General features: G+C 62.0%; 15 protein-coding genes. 8 read left to right on the plus strand and 7 right to left on the minus strand.

Annotation, left to right across the window (positions count from 1 at the left end; genetic code table 11):
* The first annotated feature begins 2 nt into the window (after window positions 1-2).
* Window positions 3-698, plus strand: coding sequence for a hypothetical protein (locus RT21_RS07000; RefSeq protein WP_046162170.1), 696 nt, complete (start codon window positions 3-5; stop codon window positions 696-698).
* A 130-nt stretch (window positions 699-828) separates the two neighbouring features.
* Entirely contained in the window at window positions 829-1,272 is a 444-nt protein-coding gene (locus tag RT21_RS07005) for a thioesterase family protein (RefSeq protein ID WP_045426193.1), read from the plus strand.
* On the opposite strand, the gene RT21_RS07010 is transcribed toward RT21_RS07005, so the two are convergent.
* Window positions 1,265-2,212 carry a 1-phosphofructokinase family hexose kinase gene (locus RT21_RS07010; protein ID WP_046162171.1) on the minus strand — a complete coding sequence of 316 codons (948 nt, stop codon included), beginning with the start codon at window positions 2,210-2,212 and terminating at the stop codon, window positions 1,265-1,267. The two genes, RT21_RS07005 and RT21_RS07010, sit on opposite strands and share 8 nt — an antisense overlap.
* Before the next feature lie 343 nt (window positions 2,213-2,555).
* Here RT21_RS07010 and RT21_RS07015 point away from each other — a divergent pair, with 343 nt between their 5' ends.
* Together RT21_RS07015 and RT21_RS07020 are read left to right on the plus strand one after the other, a co-directional pair.
* Entirely contained in the window at window positions 2,556-3,767 is a 1,212-nt protein-coding gene (locus tag RT21_RS07015) for an MFS transporter (RefSeq protein ID WP_046162172.1), read from the plus strand.
* Window positions 3,768-3,850: 83 nt separating this feature from the next.
* Window positions 3,851-5,524, plus strand: coding sequence for a bifunctional protein-serine/threonine kinase/phosphatase (locus RT21_RS07020; protein ID WP_046162173.1), 1,674 nt, complete (start codon window positions 3,851-3,853; stop codon window positions 5,522-5,524).
* 15 nt (window positions 5,525-5,539) lie between these two features.
* Here the strand turns inward: RT21_RS07020 and RT21_RS07025 are convergent, their stop codons facing one another.
* The gene (locus RT21_RS07025) at window positions 5,540-5,860 is read right to left on the minus strand and encodes a hypothetical protein (protein WP_045426181.1); all 321 of its coding nucleotides are present in this window, start codon (window positions 5,858-5,860) and stop codon (window positions 5,540-5,542) included.
* Window positions 5,861-6,624: 764 nt separating this feature from the next.
* Here RT21_RS07025 and nirB point away from each other — a divergent pair.
* From nirB to cobA, 4 genes are all read left to right on the plus strand, one after another.
* Entirely contained in the window at window positions 6,625-9,075 is a 2,451-nt protein-coding gene (gene nirB / locus RT21_RS07030) for a nitrite reductase large subunit NirB (RefSeq protein WP_046162174.1), read from the plus strand.
* 54 nt (window positions 9,076-9,129) lie between these two features.
* Window positions 9,130-9,453, plus strand: a complete 324-nt coding sequence (gene nirD / locus RT21_RS07035; protein WP_046162175.1) for a nitrite reductase small subunit NirD — start codon at window positions 9,130-9,132, stop codon at window positions 9,451-9,453.
* 202 nt (window positions 9,454-9,655) lie between these two features.
* Window positions 9,656-12,352, plus strand: a complete 2,697-nt coding sequence (locus tag RT21_RS07040; protein ID WP_046162176.1) for a nitrate reductase — start codon at window positions 9,656-9,658, stop codon at window positions 12,350-12,352.
* Between the two features lie 75 nt (window positions 12,353-12,427).
* Window positions 12,428-13,165, plus strand: a complete 738-nt coding sequence (gene cobA, locus RT21_RS07045) for a uroporphyrinogen-III C-methyltransferase (protein WP_046162177.1) — start codon at window positions 12,428-12,430, stop codon at window positions 13,163-13,165.
* 303 nt (window positions 13,166-13,468) lie between these two features.
* On the opposite strand, the gene RT21_RS07050 is transcribed toward cobA, so the two are convergent.
* From RT21_RS07050 to RT21_RS07070, 5 genes are all read right to left on the minus strand, one after another.
* On the minus strand, window positions 13,469-15,823 hold the full coding sequence (locus RT21_RS07050) for an efflux RND transporter permease subunit (RefSeq protein ID WP_046162178.1): 2,355 nt from the start codon (window positions 15,821-15,823) through the stop codon (window positions 13,469-13,471).
* Between the two features lie 12 nt (window positions 15,824-15,835).
* Entirely contained in the window at window positions 15,836-16,927 is a 1,092-nt protein-coding gene (locus RT21_RS07055; protein ID WP_046162179.1) for a YCF48-related protein, read from the minus strand.
* A 283-nt stretch (window positions 16,928-17,210) separates the two neighbouring features.
* On the minus strand, window positions 17,211-19,868 hold the full coding sequence (gene pepN, locus RT21_RS07060; RefSeq protein WP_046162180.1) for an aminopeptidase N: 2,658 nt from the start codon (window positions 19,866-19,868) through the stop codon (window positions 17,211-17,213).
* Window positions 19,869-20,125: 257 nt separating this feature from the next.
* The gene (locus RT21_RS07065) at window positions 20,126-20,959 is read right to left on the minus strand and encodes a DUF2797 domain-containing protein (protein WP_046162181.1); all 834 of its coding nucleotides are present in this window, start codon (window positions 20,957-20,959) and stop codon (window positions 20,126-20,128) included.
* Entirely contained in the window at window positions 20,959-21,234 is a 276-nt protein-coding gene (locus RT21_RS07070) for a YeaC family protein (RefSeq protein ID WP_045426161.1), read from the minus strand. Before RT21_RS07070 ends, RT21_RS07065 begins: the two co-directional genes overlap by 1 nt.
* Between the last annotated feature and the right edge of the window lie 44 nt (window positions 21,235-21,278).

Genomic DNA, 21,278 nt, shown 5'->3' on the forward strand with positions numbered 1-21,278 from the left:
CCATGGAAGTATCAATCGCCCTGACCCTGGCCGCCTGCCTGGTCCTGCTTGGCAACCATCTGAGCCGCGTCGCGGCCGAGCGGCATCGCAAGCGAATCAGCACCACCGACGTCCAGGCGCTGCAGCAGGCGCTGGAAGTTCTACAGTTCATCCAGAAACATCGTGGCCTCGGTGGTCAGCGCAATGCCTCGGCAGCAACGCAGCGCCTGGAAGTGGCTGGCCGTCTCGACCGGCTCTGGCAGGAATGGAATGGCGACGAAAACCGCCCCGCGATGCGCGCGCTGTGGCAGCAGGTTCGCCAGAACCCGGCCGACTTCGAGCCGCACTGCATCCTCATCGAACAGGTGCTCGAGAGCATTCACGTACTGGAGCTGCGCCTGGCCTACCAGGGCAATCCACAGGTCACCGGCCTATGCGAAGCCTGCCGCGCACTGGAAGACCTTGGCCGGTTGCGCGGCCTCGCGGTGCGTGCGGCCAATTTCGACACCTGCCCGCTGGATATGCAGATCCAGATGCGTTACCTGTGCCAGCGACTGGCCGACCCGATTGGCGGCAAGACGCTGAGCAGCCTCATCGAACACCTGGAGCAGAACCTGATCAATGCGCCGCGCATCAGCCTCGCGCCGGCCGAATGCTACGCGTTGATCACGCCGATTATTGATGAGCGCCTGCAGGGTATTCGCCATAGCATCGCTTAATGGGTATGACAGCAAAGGGCGCAGCCACTTGAGACGATTGTCGGACTTGGGCCTGCTCGGCGGACGCGTACAATCCGCGTCCCGCACGTTGCGCTGAACCGGCGCCACGCATCCAGTCCACGAGAGCACCATGGCCCGTCTGACCCTGCAGTTCCCAGAAGACCAGTTCTGTTTCACCACCCAACTGACGGTACGTATCACCGATATCAACGCCGGCAACCATCTGGCGAACGACTCGATGATCTCGATGATTTCAGAGGCCCGCGCGCGCTTCCTGTTTGCCTATGGCATCGCAGAGACCAACAAGGACGGTGGTGGAATTATCGTCACCGACCTGGCCACCACCTACAAAGCCGAAGCCCATGCACGGGATGCCTTGTTGTTCGAGGTCGGCGTCATGGATTTCAACAAGTACGGCGGCGACATCACCTTCCGTATTACCCGGCCGGCCGATGGCACCCTGATTGCCATGGCCAAATCCGGCTTCGTTTTTTACGACTATTCGCAAAGCCGTGTCGTCGCCATGCCTGACGCATTTGCCGCGAAATTCCCGCGGGTCAACCGGATCAATTAGCCCAACATTCGCCATCGCCGAGCTGCAGCAGTCGCTGCACATCCTCGCGATGGCAGAGTTCGGTACCGGGGCGCATCACGGTTGCGCTCCCGGCGGCGATACCGAAGCGCGCAGCCTCATCAATGCCGCGCCCCTCGGCCAGCGCCAGCACAATGGCACCGAGCATACTGTCGCCGGCGCCCACCGCACTGACGACTGGGACCTGTGGCGAGCGCAGCCGGTGTAGCTGCTCGCCATAGGCCACCAGCGCCCCTTCCGCGCCCAGCGAGAGCACAATTATTTGCGCACAACCGTTCGCCATCAGGCCGCGTAGCGCTTGCTCCTGTTCCACTTCGCTCGTGATCGCGCGACCCACCAGAGTCGACAGCTCGTTGAGGCTCGGTTTCAGCAGGTATGCACCGCCCCGGCGGGCAGCGTAGGCCAGGGGCTCGCCGGACAGGTCGACGACCAGCCTGGCACCGATGCGTCGCGTCAGTCTGAGCAGATCATCGTAGAACGTAAGCGTCACACCCGGCGGAAAGCTCCCGCTCAGCACCAGATACCTCGGCGCTGGATCCAGCGAGGCCAATACGTCGAGGCAGCGGGTCAGCTCATCTGAGGACAAGGAAGGACCAGGCAGCACGAAACGGTACTGCAGCCCAGTCTCGAATTCGTCCACCGTGAAACTTTCACGCGTGTCGCCAACGATCGGAACGGGGCGGTGCGCCAGGCCCAGCTGATCCAGCGCACGCGTGAGCAGATCACCGAACGGACCGCCTGCGGGATAGATGGCCACCGCATCGCCCCCCAGCGTATCGACCACCCGCGCGACATTGATCCCTCCGCCGCCCGGGTCATGCCGCGGCAGCGAGCAGCGCAACTTCTCGGTGCTGGTCACCCGCGCAGTGCTGACGGACAGATCCATTGCCGGGTTCAGGGTCAGGGTGGCAATAACGGGCATCGATCACTCCTCAAAGCTTTGCAGGCCAAGCCTAGCAGCCACCGAGAGGATAAAGACATTCACCAAAGCACTGCCCCGAAATGGCGCTCATCGCACAACGGTTGTGCAGCCGACGACGTCCGGTTGTCCGTGCCCAGCATCACTGCTGCGTAAAACGCGGCCGGCAGCAGACTGGCACGCTAGGTGCTTGGCTCTCGGCACGGTAGGCCAACGGCGGTCTCCACATTAAGACAAAGGCGTCGCAACATTCCTGCTCCGGCAGGCGTGGTGCGGCGCCTTTTTGTTTTCGCCTCGAAGCTGGGGCGGCCTCTTTTGCACTAGATGAATGCCTGGAGCCTACCCGATGAATACCAGTTTCTGGAAAGCCGGCCACACCCCGACACTGTTCTCCGCCTTTCTCTATTTCGACTTGAGTTTCATGGTCTGGTACGTGCTCGGCCCCATGGGCGTGCAGATCGCCGCCGACCTGGGGCTGACTACGCAACAGCGTGCCTTCATGGTCGCCACACCCATTCTCTCCGGCGCCGTGCTCAGACTGGTGCTGGGCATGCTCGCCGATCGCACCTCGCCGAAGACCGCTGGGTTGTTCGGCCAGGTCGTGGTGATCGCCGCCTTGTTCATCGCCTGGCTGCATGGCATTCACAGCTATGAGCAAGCGCTGCTGCTCGGCCTGTTCCTCGGCATGGCCGGCGCTTCGTTCGCCGTGGCGCTACCCCTGGCCTCGCAGTGGTATCCGCCGCAGCATCAGGGCAAGGCCATGGGCATTGCCGGTGCAGGCAACTCCGGCACGGTGCTCGCGGCGCTGTTCGCACCGGTACTGGCCACGATGTTCGGCTGGAGCAACGTGTTCGGTCTGGCACTGATTCCCCTGGTGCTGACGCTGATCATCTTTGCCTCGCTCGCCAAGAATGCGCCGAACCGCCCTGCGCCGAAGTCCTTCGCCGATTACATGAAGGCGCTTGGTGATCGCGACAGCTGGTGGTTCATGTTCTTCTACAGCGTGACCTTCGGCGGCTTCCTTGGCCTGGCCAGCACCCTACCCGGCTATTTCCACGATCAGTACGCCTTCGATCCGGTCAAGGCCGGCTACTACACCGCGGCTTGCGTCTTTGCCGGCAGCCTGCTGCGCCCGTTGGGCGGTGCACTGGCGGACCGCATCGGCGGTATTCGCTCGCTGCTGGTGATGTACACCGTCGCCGCGGCGTGCCTGTTCGTGGTCGGCTTCAACCTGCCAAGCTCGACGGCGGCGCTGGCGCTGTTCGTCGTTGCCATGCTCAGCCTTGGCGCAGGTAACGGCGCGGTGTTCCAGCTGGTGCCACAGCGATTCAACAAGGAAATCGGCGTGATGACCGGACTGGTCGGGATGGCCGGTGGTATCGGTGGCTTCCTGCTGACCGCCGGTCTGGGTGCAGTCAAGCAGGCCACCGGTGACTACCAGATGGGTCTGTGGCTGTTCGCCAGCCTCGGTGCGCTGGCGTGGTTCGGGCTCTATGGCGTGAAGCGTCGCTGGAGGACCACCTGGGGTTCCGCCGCGATGACCGCCGCACGCGTCTGAGTTCGAATACGCTAACCACAAGGCAGGCCATAGGGCCTGCCTTCGCCGTCCATTCCCGCTTAGCCCCATCGGAGCATTGCCTCATGCCGTTGCAGCTGTCGTTTGGCGAAGCCACCGCAACCGGCCCCCGTGAGGAAAATCAGGACGCGCTGCGGATCGTCACGCCAACCCCCGGGCTCGCCGCAAGCAAGGGCGCGCTGTTTGCGATTGCGGACGGCGTCAGCCAGTGCGCCGATGGCGGCCTGGCGGCACGCGCGACCTTGCAGGCGCTGGCCACCGATTACTACGCCACGCCGGAGACCTGGACCGTGGCGCAATCTCTCGATCGACTGCTGGTTGCTCACAACCGCTGGCTGCAGGCCAACGGGGGTGGGCAACCGCTGCTGACCACAATGACCGCGTTGGTGCTGCGCGGCCGTCGCTTCACCCTCGCCCATGTTGGTGACTGTCGCGCCTATCGCTGGCTCGATGGCGAGCTGCAGCGGCTCAGTGAAGACCACGTATGGGAACAGCCGAACATGCAGCACGTGCTCAAGCGTGCCATGGGCCTGGACCAGCATCTGGTGGTGGATTACCTCGACGGCGAGCTGCGCCTCGGCGAATCCTTTTTGCTGCTGAGTGATGGTGTCTGGGCCAGCATTACCGAAGGCGATATCCGGAATGTGCTCAGCGCCGAACCTGATCTGTCCGGCGCGGCCAGAACACTGGTCCATCTAGCCCACCAGACCGGCAGCCAGGACAACGCCAGCGCCCTGCTGCTGCGGGTCGACGAACTGCCGGAAGCGGCACTAGCCGATTCGCTCGCACAGCTTGCAGATTGGCCGTTGCCACCCAAGCTACGCCCCGGACAGGTGTTCGAAGGCTGGGCCGTCGACTCGCTGCTGGCCGAGTCGCGCCAGTCGCTGGTCTACCGCGTGAGTGATCAGCAGGGTCAGCCCTGGTTGCTGAAAACGCTGCCGCCCAGCCGCGACGATGAACCCGAAGCCGGGCCAGCCCTGCTGCAGGAAGAGTGGTTTCTGCGCCGCGTCGCCGGCCGTGCCTTTCCCGAAGTCCACGGACTGCCCCAGCGCCAGCACCTGTACTACGTGCAGCGTGAATACCGTGGCCAGACCCTCGCCCAGCAATTCACTCAACAGGGCCCGATGGCACTGACCGATTGGCTGCAGATGGCCCCATGCCTGGTCCGAGCATTGGGCATGCTGCACCGGCGCAACATCCTGCACCGCGATATCAAGCCCGAGAATCTGCATCTGGATGACAACCGCGAGTTGCGCCTGCTGGATTTCGGCCTCGCCTATTGCCCAGGTCTGTCCCGTGACCTGCCGCATCATCTTCCGGGCACCCCAAGCTATATCGCGCCCGAGGCCTTTAGCGGCGAAGCGCCGAGCCGGGAGCAGGACCTCTATGCGGCAGGCGTCACCCTCTACTTCCTGCTGACCGGCCGTTTTCCCTACGGCGAAGTCGAGGCTTTCCAGCGGCCCCGTTTCGGCAGCCCTGTGCCAGCAAACCGGTATCGCCCTGATCTGCCCCAGTGGCTGGATGACATGCTCAGGCGCGCCGTCGCGGTTGACCCCTCGCAGCGCTTCGAAACCGCGGAGGAATGGCTGCTGACCTTGGAACAGGGGGAGCGGCTGGCCAGCAACACGGCAACACTACCGCTGCTGGAACGCGAACCGCTGAAGGTCTGGCGTGGGCTGGCCCTGATTTCACTGCTGCTAAATCTGATGCTGGTGGTCTGGTTGGCGAAAGGCAGCTAACCAATCACCTTGCGATCAGACCGACACGCGCCGGACGATCAAACCTTGCCGGGCCACACGCGTCAGTTGCCGCACGCAGTCTTCGAGACGTTCAGCGCTCGGCGCCTGGATCACGGCCATATCGAAACTGTTCGATGCAAAGTGCGCCAGCGACTCATCGACCCCGGTGAACTGAACCTGAAAGGCACGCGGCCTGCCCCAGCGCTTCGGCCAGCCGTCTAGATAACGTAACAACGAAGGTTGATGGCTACCGCCAAGGAGGATTTTCGGGTTGCTGCGGACAAGCCCACTGGTGATAGGGGCCAAACGTAGAGGGGCGCGTTGCAGTGCATTCATTGGGAGAAGTCCCGCCTCGAGAATTCCGCTGGGCAGCGGTGGGAGGCGACACCGAACCAGCGCTTTAGCGGTATTTCGAAGCCTTGGCTCCAGGCGCCCCGCAAGTAGCTGACTAAATCGGCGCATGGGCGAAACAATAGAAAAGCGGGCCGGCGGCTGTCAACGGTCAATTTCGCCATGCAGCCCGCGACCTCCTCCGTAATGGTGGGCTGAAGCCCACCCTACGGGTGCAGCGGAGCTGCCACCCGGTTCACCTACGGGTCTCAACCACCAAGAGCCGTCACGACACACGGCCTCATTGCGTAGGGTGGGCTTCAGCCCACCAAAAAGACTCGCAGCAGTCCACCGACGCACCAGTACTGCGCAGCTTGCTATATAGGGGTGCAGCTGCAAGTCGCTTCGGCCCGGTTGCGCAGGCTTGGCGAAACGATAAGACAGCGCAGCATTACGTGCGCCTGTACCGGTTCGCTCCGTGCCAGGCGCCCGTCAGTGCTGGGCTGCGCGACGAAGACGTCGCGCAGGGCGACATGCGCGCTACGGCTGACCGCGGCCAGCCGCTGAACCGCGATCAGGTTGGCACAGCCTCTGCATTGTCAGGCTTACATCAAGCCGGACCTTCAACGTGGAGGGTCAGGCTCCGAATACGGAAAACAAGGACAAAGGCGTCCTCACTGGGAGATCAGTGGGACGCCTTTTTCGTTGTTGGATATTTCAACGGCATGGCCCGACAGCATTCAGCGCGCCGGCCCGGCACGGAGAACAGCATGAAGAAACTCAAGCTGGTGATGATTGGCAATGGCATGGCCGGGGTTCGCACCCTTGAAGAGCTGCTCAAGCTCGCCCCTGAGCTCTACGACATCACCGTGTTCGGTGCTGAGCCCCATCCGAACTACAACCGCATCCTGCTTTCCCCCGTGCTGGCCGGTGAGCAGACCTTCGAGGAGATCGTGCTCAACGACCTCAGCTGGTACGCCGAAAACAACATTCGTCTGATGCTCAACCGCAAGGTGGTCGAGATCGACCGCGCCAAGCGCCGCGTGATCGCCGAAGACGGCAGCGAGGCCGAGTACGACCGCCTGCTGATCGCCACCGGCTCGAACCCCTTCATCTTGCCGATCCCGGGCAACCAGCTCGACGGCGTGATCGGCTACCGCGACATTGCTGACACCCAGAAGATGATGGACACCGCCAAGACCCACAAACACGCCGTGGTCATCGGCGGTGGCTTGCTCGGACTGGAAGCGGCCAATGGCCTGAAGCTGCGCGGCATGGAGGTCACCGTAGTGCATATCGGCGAATGGCCGATGGAGCGCCAACTCGACAAGACAGCCGGCACCCTGCTGCAGCAGGCACTGGAAGCCCGTGGCCTCAACTTCAAGATGCAGAAGCAGACCGCCGAGCTGATCGGCAACGATGAGGGCCGCGTACGAGCCGTGCGCTTCGCCGATGACGAAGTGATCGACGCGGATCTAGTGGTGATGGCCGCAGGCATCCGTCCCAACAGCGAACTCGCTGAAAAGTCTGGAATACCCTGCAACCGCGGCATCCTGGTCAACGACACCCTGCAGACCTACGACCCGCGCGTCTATGCCGTCGGCGAATGCGCCAACCATCGAGGCACCGCCTACGGCCTGGTGGCGCCGCTGTTCGAGCAGGCCAAAGTCTGCGCAAACCATCTGGCGATGCTGGGTTTCTCGCGCTACCTGGGCTCGGTGACGTCGACCAAGCTGAAAGTCACCGGCATCGACCTATTCTCCGCGGGCGATTTCCTCGGCGGTGAAGGCACCGAAACCATCACCCTCTCCGACCCTATCGGCGGCGTGTACAAGAAGCTGGTGATCAAGGACAACATCCTCGTCGGCGCCTGCCTGTACGGCGACACCGCCGATGGTGGCTGGTACTTCCGTCAGGTGCGCGAGGGCCATAACGTCAGCGAGATCCGCGACCACCTCATGTTCGGCGAAGGAGCCATCGGCGACACCGGTCACCAGGGCCAGAACAAGGCCATGGCGATGCCCGACAGCATGGAGGTCTGCGGCTGCAATGGCGTGTGCAAAGGCACCATCGTCAAGGCGATACAGGAGCACGGGCTGTTCTCCGTCGACGATGTGAAAAAGCACACCAAGGCCGCCAGCTCCTGTGGCTCCTGCGCCGGGCTGGTGGAACAGATCCTGATGAGCACCGTCGGCGGCGCCGCGGATGTGAAGCCGAAAAGTGAAAAAGCCATCTGCGGCTGCAGTGACCTGAACCACGGCCAGGTGCGCAAAGCCATTGTCGACGAACACCTGATCAGCATCCCGGCGGTGATGAGCTACCTGAACTGGCGCACGCCCAACGGCTGCGCCACCTGCCGCCCGGCTCTGAACTACTACCTGATCTCTTCATGGCCCGGCGAAGCCAAGGACGATCCTCAGTCGCGCTTCATCAACGAGCGCGCCCACGCCAATATCCAGAAGGACGGGACCTACTCGGTCATTCCGCGGATGTTCGGCGGCGTGACCAATGCCGCCGAGCTGCGCCGCATCGCTGACGTTGCCGACAAGTACCAGGTGCCGATGGTGAAGGTGACCGGCGGACAGCGCATCGATCTGCTGGGCATCAAGAAGGACGACCTGCCGAACGTCTGGAAGGACCTGGACATGCCCGATGGCCACGCCTACGGCAAATCCATCCGTACGGTAAAGACCTGCGTCGGCAAGGAGTTCTGCCGTTTCGGCACTCAGAATTCGACCGGGCTGGGCATCGATCTGGAGAAGGCACTGTTCGGCATGTACTCGCCGCACAAGGTCAAGCTGGCCGTCTCCGCCTGCCCGCGCAACTGCGCCGAATCCGGTATCAAGGACGTCGGCATCATCGGCGTCGATTCCGGCTGGGAGCTGTACGTCGGTGGCAACGGCGGCATCAAGACCGAGGCCGGCGAGTTTTTCGTCAAGGTCAAGACCGCCGAGGAAGTCGCCGAATACAGCTTCGCCTTTCTCCAGCTCTACCGCGAGGAAGGCTTCTACCTCGAACGCACCGTGCACTACATGCAGCGCGTCGGCTTGGAATACATCAAGAAAATAGTTCTGGAAGACGAAACCCGGCGCAAGGCACTGGCCCAGCGGCTGATGTTCTCGCTGAGTTTCGAGGGCGATGGCTGGAAGAAGGCCATCGCCGAGCAATCGCTGAAGAAAGAATACGAAACCATTCAGTTGGCCCAGATCGAGCCCGCGTGACGATTCGCCGCTACCGGAAAGCTGCTTGATCAACCGAATTGCGAGGAAACAACCATGAAATGGTTCGACATCTGCTCCCTGGATGAGATCAACCCACTTGGCGCACGCATCGTCGCCGGGCCGAAGGGTGACATCGCGGTCTTCCGCACCGCCGACGATCAGGTGTTCGCACTGGACGACCGCTGCCCGCACAAGGGCGGCCCGCTGTCCCAGGGCATCGTCTTCGGCAAGCAGGTCGCCTGCCCGCTGCACAACTGGCAGATCAATCTCGACAGCGGCGAAGCCGTGGCGCCGGATGTGGGCTGCGCACATCGACACGAAGCGCGCATCGAGAACGGCCGCGTATTGCTTTCGCTTAACAGCCAGACAGGTGGCTAAAGCGGAGCGCCGCCCGGCCCACCCTACCCGACAACGGCGCCCCCAAATCATAGGGTGGGCTGCAGCCCACCCTATGAACTGGCCCGAACACCGCAGGGTTCCCCGAAGGACGCGAGCTCGGGCAACGATGCACCGCTGTACCAATAAATAACGGTGGGCTAAAGCCCACCCTACGAAGCCACACTTCCTAGGAACCGACGCCATGCGCCAGACAACCGCTTCGACCTGCTGCTACTGCGGCGTGGGCTGCGGCGTACTGATCGAGCACGACGGCGAGCGCATTTTCGATGTCGCCGGCGACCCGAACCATCCCGCCAACTTCGGCAAGCTGTGCAGCAAGGGTGCGACCCTGCACCTGACCGGCGACCTGGACGCCCGCGCGCACTATCCGGAACTGCGGCTGGCCAAGGGGCTGGCCCGGGCACGCTCGGATTGGGACGCCGCGCTGGACCACGCGGCCAACGTATTCGCAGAGACCATCGCCGAACATGGCCCGGACAGCGTCGCCTTCTACATCTCCGGCCAGTTGCTGACCGAGGACTACTACGCCTTCAACAAGCTCGCCCGCGCCCTGGTCGGCACCAACAACATCGATTCGAACTCGCGGCTGTGCATGTCATCCGCCGTAGTCGGCTACAAGCGCAGCCTAGGCGCCGATGCCCCGCCGTGCAGCTACGAGGACATCGAACAGAGCGATTGCCTGCTGATCGTCGGCAGCAACATGGCCTACGCCCATCCGGTACTGTTCCGTCGCCTCGAAGAAGCCAAAGCCAAGCGCCCGGAGATGAAGGTCATCGTCGTCGACCCACGCCGCACCGACACCTGCGACCTGGCGGGCATGCACCTGGCGATCCTGCCGGGGACTGACGTTGCGCTGTTCCACGGCATCCTTCACATCCTGCTCTGGGAGGGCTGGATTGACCGTGACTTCATCGACGCTCATACCGATGGCTTCGACGACCTCAAGCGCATGGTGCGCGACTACAGCCCGGCCATGGTGGCGGACCTCTGCGGCATTGGCGTCGATGAACTGCAGTCCACCGCCCGCCTCATCGGCACGTCGAAGCGCTTCCTCTCGCTCTGGTGCATGGGCGTCAACCAGTCCACCGCTGGCAGCGCCAAAAACAGCGCGCTGATCAACTTGCACCTGGCCACCGGCCAGATCGGCAAGCCCGGCGCCGGGCCCTTCTCCCTGACCGGTCAGCCCAACGCCATGGGCGGTCGCGAAACCGGCAGCCTGTCCAACCTGTTGCCCGGCCATCGCGAAGCGGGCAATGCGGGGCATCGAGCTGAAGTGGCTGATTATTGGAACGTACCGGCATTGCCGGAAGCGCCAGGCCTGTCCGCCATCGAGCTGTTCGAGGCGGTGCGCAGCGGTAAGGTCAAGGCGATGTGGATCGCCTGTACCAACCCAGCGCAATCCATGCCGGACCAGCAGAAAGTTTGCGAGGCCTTGGCCGCCTGCCCTTTCGTAGTGGTGCAAGAAGCCTTTTTCACCACCGAAACTTGTCGCTACGCCGATCTCCTGCTGCCCGCCGCCAGCTGGGGCGAGAAGGAAGGCACGGTGACCAACTCGGAGCGCCGCATCAGCCATGTGCGCCCCGCCATCGCCGCACCGGGCGAGGCGCGGGCCGACTGGGCGATCACCTGCGACTTCGCGCGTCGGTTGGAAAAGTTGATGCGCCCCGGCCAGGCCAGCCTGTTCGCGTTCGATACGCCGTCGGCGATATTCGAGGAATACAAGTGGCTGACCGCAGGCCGTGATCTCGACCTGTCCGGCCTCAGCCATACGCTGATCGACCGGCTCGGGCCGCAGCAGTGGCCCTTCCCCGCCGGCAGCACAGAGGGCACCACGCGCCTTTATGGCGACGGGGTCTTCCCTACGGACAACGGCCGCGCACGCTTTCTCACCGAGCAGTACCAGGCGCCAAAGGAACGACGCGAGGCGCGCTTCCCGCTCACGCTGAACACCGGTCGCTTGCGCGACCATTGGCACGGCATGAGCCGCACTGGCACCGCGGCGCGCCTGTTTGGCCACGTCGAGGAGGCGCTACTGAGCATGAGTGGTGACGACATGCGCCGTCGCCGTCTGCTCGATGGCCAGCTGGTCAAGGTCCGCAGCCGTCGCGGCGAGCTACTGCTACCGGTACAGAAGGACGACTGCCTGCGGCCCGGCCAGGCCTTCATGCCGATGCATTGGGGGGATCGCTTCCTCAAGGGAATGGGCGTGAACGTGCTGACACTGCCGGACTTCGATCCAGTCTCCAAACAGCCGGAGCTCAAGCACGCCGGTATCGAGGTGGAAAAGGTCGAACTGCCCTGGCAATTCTTTGCCCTGGTAGAAGGCAGTGTGCAGAAACGCTTCGAGGCATTGCGCCCATTATTTGAAGGCTTCGCCTATGCCAGTTTCAGCCTGACCGGGCGAGACCGTTCGGCGCTGGTCATCCGCGCCGCCTGTAACGAAGCCCCGGATGCGACACAACTGGCGCAGATCGAACAGCTGCTGGGGCTGAATGAAGGCCCGGTAGTGGCTTACGACGACCCACGACGTGCTGTCGGTAAGCGGGTGCGTATCGAGGAGGGGCGCATCGTCGCCCTCAGCCTGTCCGGCGAAACCGCCGCACGCGACTGGCTGAAACAGCTCTGGCACGACGGCACGGCCGATCAGGCACTGCGTCGCTGGCTGCTGGCGCCACTGAGCACACCGCCGGGCGGTGGCGTCCGCGCGGCCAAGACCCTGTGCAACTGCATGAACGTTGGCGAGGCCGCGATCTGTGCGGGCATAGACCGCGGCCTCGACCTCAATGGTTTGAAGCGGGAGCTGGGTTGCGGCACCAGCTGCGGGTCCTGTGTACCGGAAATCAAACGGTTGCTGGTAAAGCAGCCAGCGGTGGCCTGAACGGCTCCACCAATAGACAGCTGGCGATGCTTGGCGTGTCGCCGACACCATTACAGCAGCATGAGAGGTAGAGACATGAGCGCAAAAGTCTGGCTGGTGGGTGCAGGGCCCGGTGATCCGGAACTGCTGACGCTCAAGGCCGTACGCGCCATGCGCGAGGCGCAGGTGGTGCTAATCGATGATCTGGTCAACCCTGCAGTACTTGAGCATTGCCCGAACGCACGGGTAATCCCGGTTGGCAAGCGCGGCGGCTGCCGCTCGACGCCACAGGCATTCATCCATCGGCTGATGCTGCGCTACGCACGACAGGGCAAATGCGTGGTGCGGCTCAAAGGGGGTGACCCGTGCATCTTCGGCCGCGGTGGCGAGGAAGCCGAATGGCTGGCGGAGCGCGGCATCGAGGTCGAGCTGGTCAATGGCATCACCGCAGGCCTGGCCGGCGCCACCCAATGCGGTATCTCACTCACCCAACGCGGCGTAGCACGCGGCGTCACCCTCGTCACCGCACATACCCTGGACGGCAGCAGCCCCGAATGGCATGCCTTGGCCAAGACCGGCACCACGCTGGTCGTCTACATGGGCGTGAGCAGCTTGCAGCAGGTACAGGCCGGCCTCATGGAAGGCGGCCTGCCTGCCAGCACTCCGGTGGCGATGATTGAAAACGCCTCGCTGCCGCAACAGCGCGAATGCCGTTCGCAACTGGGGGCTATGTGCACCGATGCTGCCGCGTTCCGGTTGAAGAGCCCCGCGATCCTGGTCATCGGCGAAGTCGCCGCGCAAGCCGTTACGCAGGGGCTAAGCCAGATTGCGTGATAGGTAGCTGCTGATACGTTGGACCGGATGGTCGAAGCTGGAGCTGACACTCAGCACGTAGGGGTCCATATCACCGAACCGTCCTACCGGGGAACGGTGGGCTGAAGCGGAGCGCCGCCCGGCCCACCCTACTCTGAGGTTCGGGCAGCGAATGCCCAGCAGGGCGTGCCCCTAAGGTAGGGTGGGCTTCAGCCCACCAGACAGCCCGCGATGGTAGAGCGACGTGATGGCAGACTCCGCGTCCCCAACGCTAGATACTAAGAGCCCCGCTTTGCGGGGTTCTTAGTTTAGCGCCTGGCTATGTCACGCTTTCTGCCGCAGCTTCTCCGGCTTGATCAGGAAGCGCGCCAGTGCAGGCAGCAGCCAGATCGCGCCGACCATGTTCCAGAGGAACATGAAGGTCAGCATCAGGCCCATGTCAGCCTGGAACTTGATCGCCGAGAACACCCAAGTGAACACGCCGATTGCCAGGCAGATACCGGTGAAGATGACCGCCTTGCCCGTCGATTTCAGGGTCTCGTAATAGGCATCCTGCAGCGTCATGCCTTGGCGCAGGTAGGATTCCAAACGGCTGTAGATATAGATGCCGTAGTCCACACCAATACCCACCCCGAGTGCGATCACCGGCAACGTCGCGACTTTTACGCCAATCCCCATGAAGGCCATCAGTGCATTGCCGAGAATGGAGGTCAGCACCAGCGGCAGAACGATACACAGAGTCGCTGCGACGGAGCGGAAGGTCAGCAGGCACATGAAACTCACCGCGGCGTAGACCGCAATCAGCATGGTGGTTTCAGAAGCGGCGATGACTTCGTTGGTCGCTGCTTCAATACCGGCGTTGCCCGCAGCCAGGACGAACTCCAAACCTTCGCGGTTGTTTTCCTCGGCGAATTCACGCGCCGCGGACACCACATGCTCAAGCGTCTCGGCTTTGTGGTCATTGAGGAACACCAGCACCGGCGCCAGAGAGCAATCGCTGTTGTACATGCCTTCGGCACGAGCAATGGAACTGTTCAGTACGAACTGGTTACGCGACAGCGTTTCCCACTTCAGGCTGCCCTCGTTCATGCCCTTGATGCTTTGCCGCGCCACGGTGACCATCGAAACGGCCGACTGCACGCCCTCGGTGTTTTCCATTTTCCACATCAGCTCGTCCATGGCGGCGAGCGTGTCGTAATGGGCGCAGCCCTCGGGCGCCGTTTTCACCATCACCACCAGCACGTCCGAACTGGTCGAGTAGTTGCTGATGACGAAATCGTTGTCGAGGTTGTAGCGCGAATCCGGGTGCAGTTCCGGTGCGCCCTGGTCAAGGTCGCCGATCTTCAGGTTCTGGCCGTACCAGAGTCCTCCACCCACGGCGAGCAGCGCGATGACAATGGATATCGGCGCGACGATCGGGTTGGCAAAGTTGGACAGCAGGCGCCAGAACGGATGGTTACGCGCGGCCTCATCTCTAGCCTGCTTGACTGCGCGCTGGCTGATGCCCATGTAGGAAATCGCCACCGGCAACAGGATCAGGTTGGTCAGGATGATGACCGCCACACCCAGCGAAGCACCTATCGCCAGTTCGCGGATCACACCGATGTCGATCAGTAGCAGCGTCACGAAGCCAACGGCATCGGAGGCCAGCGCCACCATGCCTGGGATGAACAGTTGACGGAATGCCATCCGCGCGGCCGCAAGCGGATCATCGGTTTCGCCGGAAGCCATGGCGATGCCGTTGATCTTCTGCACGCCGTGGGAAATACCGATGGCGAATACCAGGAACGGGACCAGCATCGAGTAAGGATCGAGCCCGAAACCCAGCGTGTGCAGCAGACCGAGCTGCCAGGCAACGGCGATAAGCGTGGTGACGACGACCGCGATGGTGCTCTTGAAGCAGCGGGTGAACCACAGCAGCAGCGCCAGGGTGATGCCGATGGCGACAAAGAAGAACAGCGCAACGCCGACCAGACCGTCAATCAGATCACCGACCTTCTTGGCGAAACCGATGATGTGAATCTCCACATTAGGATTCTGAGCCTCGTACTTGTCGCGAATCTTCTCTTCCAGCTCGTGAGAAAATTTCTGGTAGTCGAGCTTGATCTGCTTGCCGCGGTCTTCCGGATCCGAATATGACTCCATCAGCGGCACGTCGATGATGCTGGACCTGAAGTCGTTGGCGACCAGACGACCGACCTGCCCGGACTTGAGAATGTTGCTGCGAAGGTCATCGAGGCTTTCCGGGGACCCGTCATAGGTCTGCGGAATGACCTCACCACCGGCAAACCCTTGCTCCGTCACCTCGGTCCAGCGAACGCTGGGGCTCCACAGCGACTTCATGTTGGAGCGATCGACACCCTGGATATAGAAGACTTCGTCATGGATCTGACGCAGGGTTTCCATGTAGTCCTTGGAGAAAATGTCACCATCCTTGGCTGCCACGGAAATCCGAACCGTGTTGCCCAGGTTGGCCAGATCGTCGCGATGCTGGAGCATGTTCTGAATGTAGGGATGCCCCAGCGGGATCATCTTTTCGAAGCTGGTCGAAGGACGAACCTGGGCAGCCTGATAGAACAGGAACACGCTGATCAACAGGCAGACAAGGATCACTGCCGGTCGATTGTTGAATATCAGGCGCTCGAGGAAAGACGCCGGCTTCTGCTGATGCTTGGTCATGTTGGCTCCGGCTTATTGTTGTTGTACGGGCAGGTTGGCGCCGGTCGGCGAAACGATCCGGACGCCGCTCTGCCCGACGAGGACCAGATTGCCATCCGAGTTGCCGACGACGCCCGACAAGGAGCGTCGGTCAGGGCGGCTGAACAGCTTGAAGCTTTGTCCGTCGTCCTCGCTGCTGAGCACGGTGCCGCCATGGCCGACCACGACGATGCGTCCATCGGCCAACCGGTTGCCATCAGCCAGACCCGATTCCACGGCATCACCGTCATCCAGCAGCTCGATCGCCTGCCAGCTGTCGCCGAAATCGGTTGAGCGGAACAGATTGCCACGCAGGCCAAACGCGACGACGACGCCCGGCTCGCCGCCGCCAACAACGCCGAAGAACGAGCCCTGATAGGGCGACTCGACGCGCTCCCAGGTTTCGCCCATGTCAGCGGAGCGGAACATGCCACCCATCTCGCCGACGATGAACAGGCCGGACCCGGGAATCTCGGCAATGGCGTTGAGGTGGAAACCGTCCTCGTTATCGAGGCGATCAGCTACGTCTTCCCAGTTTTCCCCGCCATCGGTGGTTTCCAACAGGACGCCGTAAGCGCCGGTGGCAAAACCGTGCTGGGCATTTTCGAACCAGACGTCGAGCAGCGGCACTTCGCCTTCGCGGTTTTCGTACTGCTGCGTCCAGGTCTGGCCGCCGTCCGTCGTGCCGAGGATCAGCGCGTCATGCCCCACCGCCCAGCCATGTTTGTCATCAGCAAAATACACCGCCGTAAGCAGCTGCCGGGTGGGCACCTTGGCCTGGGTCCAGCTGGCGCCACCGTCGTCGGAGTAAAGGATGTGACCGCGATCACCGGCTGCAACCAGACGTTTGCCAGCATGGGCAATATCGAGAAGCAAGCTGGTTGCGGCTTTCTGCGATTCGATCGCATAGCGAACGCCTGGCTCGGCAGGGCTTTGGGCCTGAGCAGGCGCGGCTAGAAATAAAATGGAGAGAACACTGCAGAGCGAGAGCGTTCTTGCCAGCGGCGATTGACTACTAAACATCGGCGTGCGGGAAGTTTTTTTCGCGCGGCCAACCGGTGTGCGCCACATGACGGGCTCACTCATACATACCCCCTTTATTTTTATTAGGTAGGGCCTGCGTATGGAGACAGGCGAGGCCATGCTATAGGGCTTTCGAAAGCGGCGGCAATTGCTTGGACGTTATGTTTTGTTAAGCATGGCTCAATGATGTTGCGTGATAGGTGGGCCTTATGGCATGGCGCTTTGCGTCCTTCACGTCACGCATCGGAAGGGGGCGTCTGACCAGACCTTCTCAGTCTTCTGAAAGCGAAAATCCCGCAGCAAGTGAGGGATTTTCGTCTGTCACGGTCTAGCGTCGCAGGCCTGATCAGGCAAGGCTTTTGCTGACCACCTCGTACACGTCGCTCGACAACTCACCGGACGCCAGAATCCGCTCCAGCTCGGTCTTCATCAGTCCCTGACGGCTTACGTCGTATTTGCGCCAGCGGGTCAAGGGCGCCAACAAGCGCGATGCAATCTGTGGGTTGAGCTTGTTGAGCACAATGACCTGGTCGGCCAGGAAGCGATAACCAGCGCCATCAGCACGGTGGAAGTTCACCAGGTTCTGGTTGGCGAAGGCGCCGATCAAGGCGCGAACCTTGTTCGGATTCTTCAGCGTGAACGCCGGGTGCTGCATCAGATGTTGAATGCGCTCCAGACCACCCGGCTGGGTGTTACCAGCCTGCACGCTGAACCACTGATCCATGACCAGCGGGTTATCCTTGAAGCGCTCGGCAAACGAGGCCAGCGCCTTGGCACGCTCGGCTTCAAAGCCCGAGTTGACCAACACTGCTAACGCCGTCAGCCGCTCGGTCATGTTGTCCGCGTCCTCGAACTGCTCGACGCAGGCGGCGACCACTTCGGGCTTTCCGCTGAGCATCAGGTACGACAAAGCGATGTTCTGCAGGGCACGACGAGCGAAGTGGCCCGCCTCGGCAACATAGGGCGTCTGCCGCGAAACCTCGCGATTGGCCTGGTAGCGCTTCCAGAACAGCTCGAACAATGCGGTGGCGATGCTCTGGCGAGCGAAGTCACGCGCGGCGTGAATGGCATCGACATCGGCGATCTCGCTGATCTCGGTCAGGTAGGCCTCGCTCGGCAGCGACAGCATTTCCGCGACCATCGCCTGATCGAGGCTTTCGTCCTCGAGCTGGCTGCGCAGTGCAGCGACCAGACGCTGATCCAGCTGCAGCGCTTCGCCGCGCTGATGCTGCCCGATCATCTCTTGCAGCACCTGGACCGACAGCTGCTGCCCCGCCTCCCAGCGGTTGAACCCGTCGGAATCGTGCTGCATCAGGAACATCAGCTGATCACGGCTGTAGGGGAAGTCCAGCTTCACCGGAGCGGAGAAACCACGCAGCAGCGAAGGCAATGGTTGCTCCGGCACATCGACAAAGGTGAAGGTCTGCTCGGGCTGGTCGACGGCCAGCACGCGGGTGGTACCGACCGGTGCGTCTTCACCCTGCAGGCGTAGTGCAATCTCGTTGCCCTGCCCATCCAGCAGGCCCAGCGAAACTGGGATGACAAACGCCAGCTTCTCGCTTTGCCCCGGCGTTGGCGGGCAGCTCTGGCGAAATGTCAGGCTGTAGGTTTTTGCGGCGGCGTCGTACTGCTCACTGACGGCCAGTCGCGGCGTGCCCGCCTGGCTGTACCAGCGTTTGAACTGCGTCAGGTCGGCACCATTGGCGTCTTCCATCGCCTTGACGAAATCATCGACGGTCACCGCCTGGCCATCGTGCCGCTCGAAGTAGAGATCGCTGCCTTTGCGGAAGCCCTCCTCACCCAGCAGCGTTTGGATCATGCGCACCACTTCAGCGCCCTTCTCGTAAACGGTCAGGGTGTAGAAGTTGGAGATCTCGATGAAGGATTCCGGGCGCACCGAGTGGGCCATCGGGCCGGCATCCTCGGCGAACTGGTGAGTACGCAGGTAGGACACATCCTCGACGCGCTTGACGGTCGGCGAGTTCATGTCAGCGGAGAATTGCGAATCGCGGAACACGGTGAAGCCTTCCTTGAGCGACAGCTGGAACCAGTCGCGGCAAGTCACGCGGTTACCGGACCAGTTATGGAAGTATTCATGGGCGACGATCGCCTCGACGCGCTGGTGTGCAGCATCGGTGGCCGTTTCAGCGCGCGCCAGCACAGCGCTGGAGTTGAAGATGTTGAGCCCCTTGTTTTCCATGGCGCCCATGTTGAAGTCGTTGACCGCGACGATCATGAAGATGTCCAGGTCGTACTCGCGACCGTAGGCCTCTTCGTCCCACGTCATCGATTTCTTCAGGCTGTCCATGGCGTGCTGGCATTTGTCGATGTTTTCCGGCTCGACATAGATGCGCAGCGCCACGTCGCGACCGCTCATGGTGGTGAAGCTGTCCTCGACGCACCAGAGATCACCGGCGACCAAGGCGAATAGATACGCGGGTTTCTTGAAGGGATCTTCCCAAGTCGTCCAATGACGCCCATCGTCTTCTTCGCCGCTGGCGATCGGGTTGCCGTTGGAGAGAAGGATCGGATAGGCATGCTTCTCGGCGCTGACGGTGGTGGTGAACTTGCTCATCACGTCCGGGCGGTCGAGGTAATAGGTGATCTTGCGGAAGCCTTCGGCCTCGCACTGAGTGCAGAACATGCTGCCCGACTTGTACAAACCTTCCAGCGCGGTGTTGCTCTCCGGATGGATTACCACGGTGCTGTCGAGGGTGAAGCTGGCGCAATCGGGCTGCAGTGTCAGGCTTTCCTCGGCCACTTCGTAGTCGCCCAGGCCGAGCTGGCGGTCATTCAGCGCCAGCGAAATCAGCTCGAGATCCTGACCGTGAAGCTGCAAAGGCGGCAGCCCGGCACCGGCCTCCGGATTGCGCCGCATGACCAGCTGGGCATGCACCAGGGTGCGGTCTTCGTACAGCTCGAAGGTCAGGTGGGTTTCATCGATCAAGTAGTCCGGAACTTGATAATCCTTTAGATGAATGACTTTCGGTTGTTCGGTGCGCATGGAAACCTCGTCGGCTGAGCTTCAAGCGGCAAGCTTCAAGCTGTAATGGGGCAATGGACTGCCCGCCCGGAGGCCGGGCGGAGGATGACTTCGAGCTTAGCGTCTGTCGCGGCTGACTTGTAGGGTGGAAAACGGCTTAGGCTTTTCGACGCGTTTGTTCCAGGCCGTGCATCCTTGAACCTGGTGTTGGCAGCCAGCGCTTATCGGTGGACAAGGCCGCGCAGTTGTCCACCCTATCCCCGCTACCCGCCTTGCATTTAGGCCGTGCTGCTGGCTGCGATCTGATACGAGGTGAACTTGCGGATATTGATAACCCCCGTATCAAGGATCAAATATTGACCTTTGATACCGCGCAGGGTGCCTTCGACGACCGGAGTCTTTTCAAGATCCAGGCTGACGATCTTGGTCGGATAGGCCTCGACCGGATAGCGGATTTCAAGCACCTCGGCATCGGCCACTGGCTGGATCGCTTGCAACCCGTAGCGCTGCTGTAGTTCTCGCAACCCCTCAGCGCAGGCATCGAAGATCTGTTCGCGGATCTCGATCAGGTCGATGGGTTCGGCATCGCCCTTGAGCAAGGCACGCCAGTTGGTGCGATCTGCCACTTGGCTGCGCAACAGGTCTTCTACCATTCCTGACTGCTGGCGAGTCGCAACGCGCATGATCGGCAGCGCCTGGCTGGCACCCTGATCGAGCCAGCGCGTGGGCAGTTGGGTGGCGCGGGTGATGCCGACCTTGATACCCGAGGAGTTGGCCAGATACACCACGTGGTCGGTCATGCAGAAATCCATGCCCCACTGCGGGTCACGGCAGGTGCCGAAGTCGTGGTGGCATTTTTCCGGGCTCATGATGCAGATATCGCACTGCGGCAGTTTCTTGAAGCAGGGGTAGCAATAACCCTGGCTGAAACTCTTGTTGGTCTTGCGTCCACAATGGCTGCAGTGAATGGCACCCAGATATTCCAACCGTAGGGTCTTGCCGATCAGCGGATTGACCGGCACCAGCTGGTCGTTCAGACGGAATGAATACTGTGCCTGCTCACCCAGCTGAATCGACATCTTGCTCAGCGCGCCGCGTCCCAGCTCAAGCATCAGTGACGCGTTCCCGAAGCGGGTGAAAACAGACTGGTGTCGATAGGCGCCTTGTTCTTGCTCTTGGAGGCGCACTCCTGGCCGCCCATATAGCCAGTGCGCTCCTCTTCCGGCAGGTTCTTCATCTCCCAGGCGATCATCGCACCGAGGCAGGTCTCTTTCTGCTCGGGCGTCAGCTTGCGCCCGTCGCTCCACTTGCCCAGCTCGACGGCGGTTTTGAGGTTTTCGTAGATTTCGGGGGTGATATTTTCGATGGCTTCGATAAAGGACGACATGGCCGGCTCCCAGGGAATCAAGCGCGCATTCTACCGAGCAGCGC

Source organism: Pseudomonas sp. 10B238, assembly GCF_000970615.1.
Taxonomy (GTDB): Bacteria; Pseudomonadota; Gammaproteobacteria; order Pseudomonadales; family Pseudomonadaceae; genus Stutzerimonas.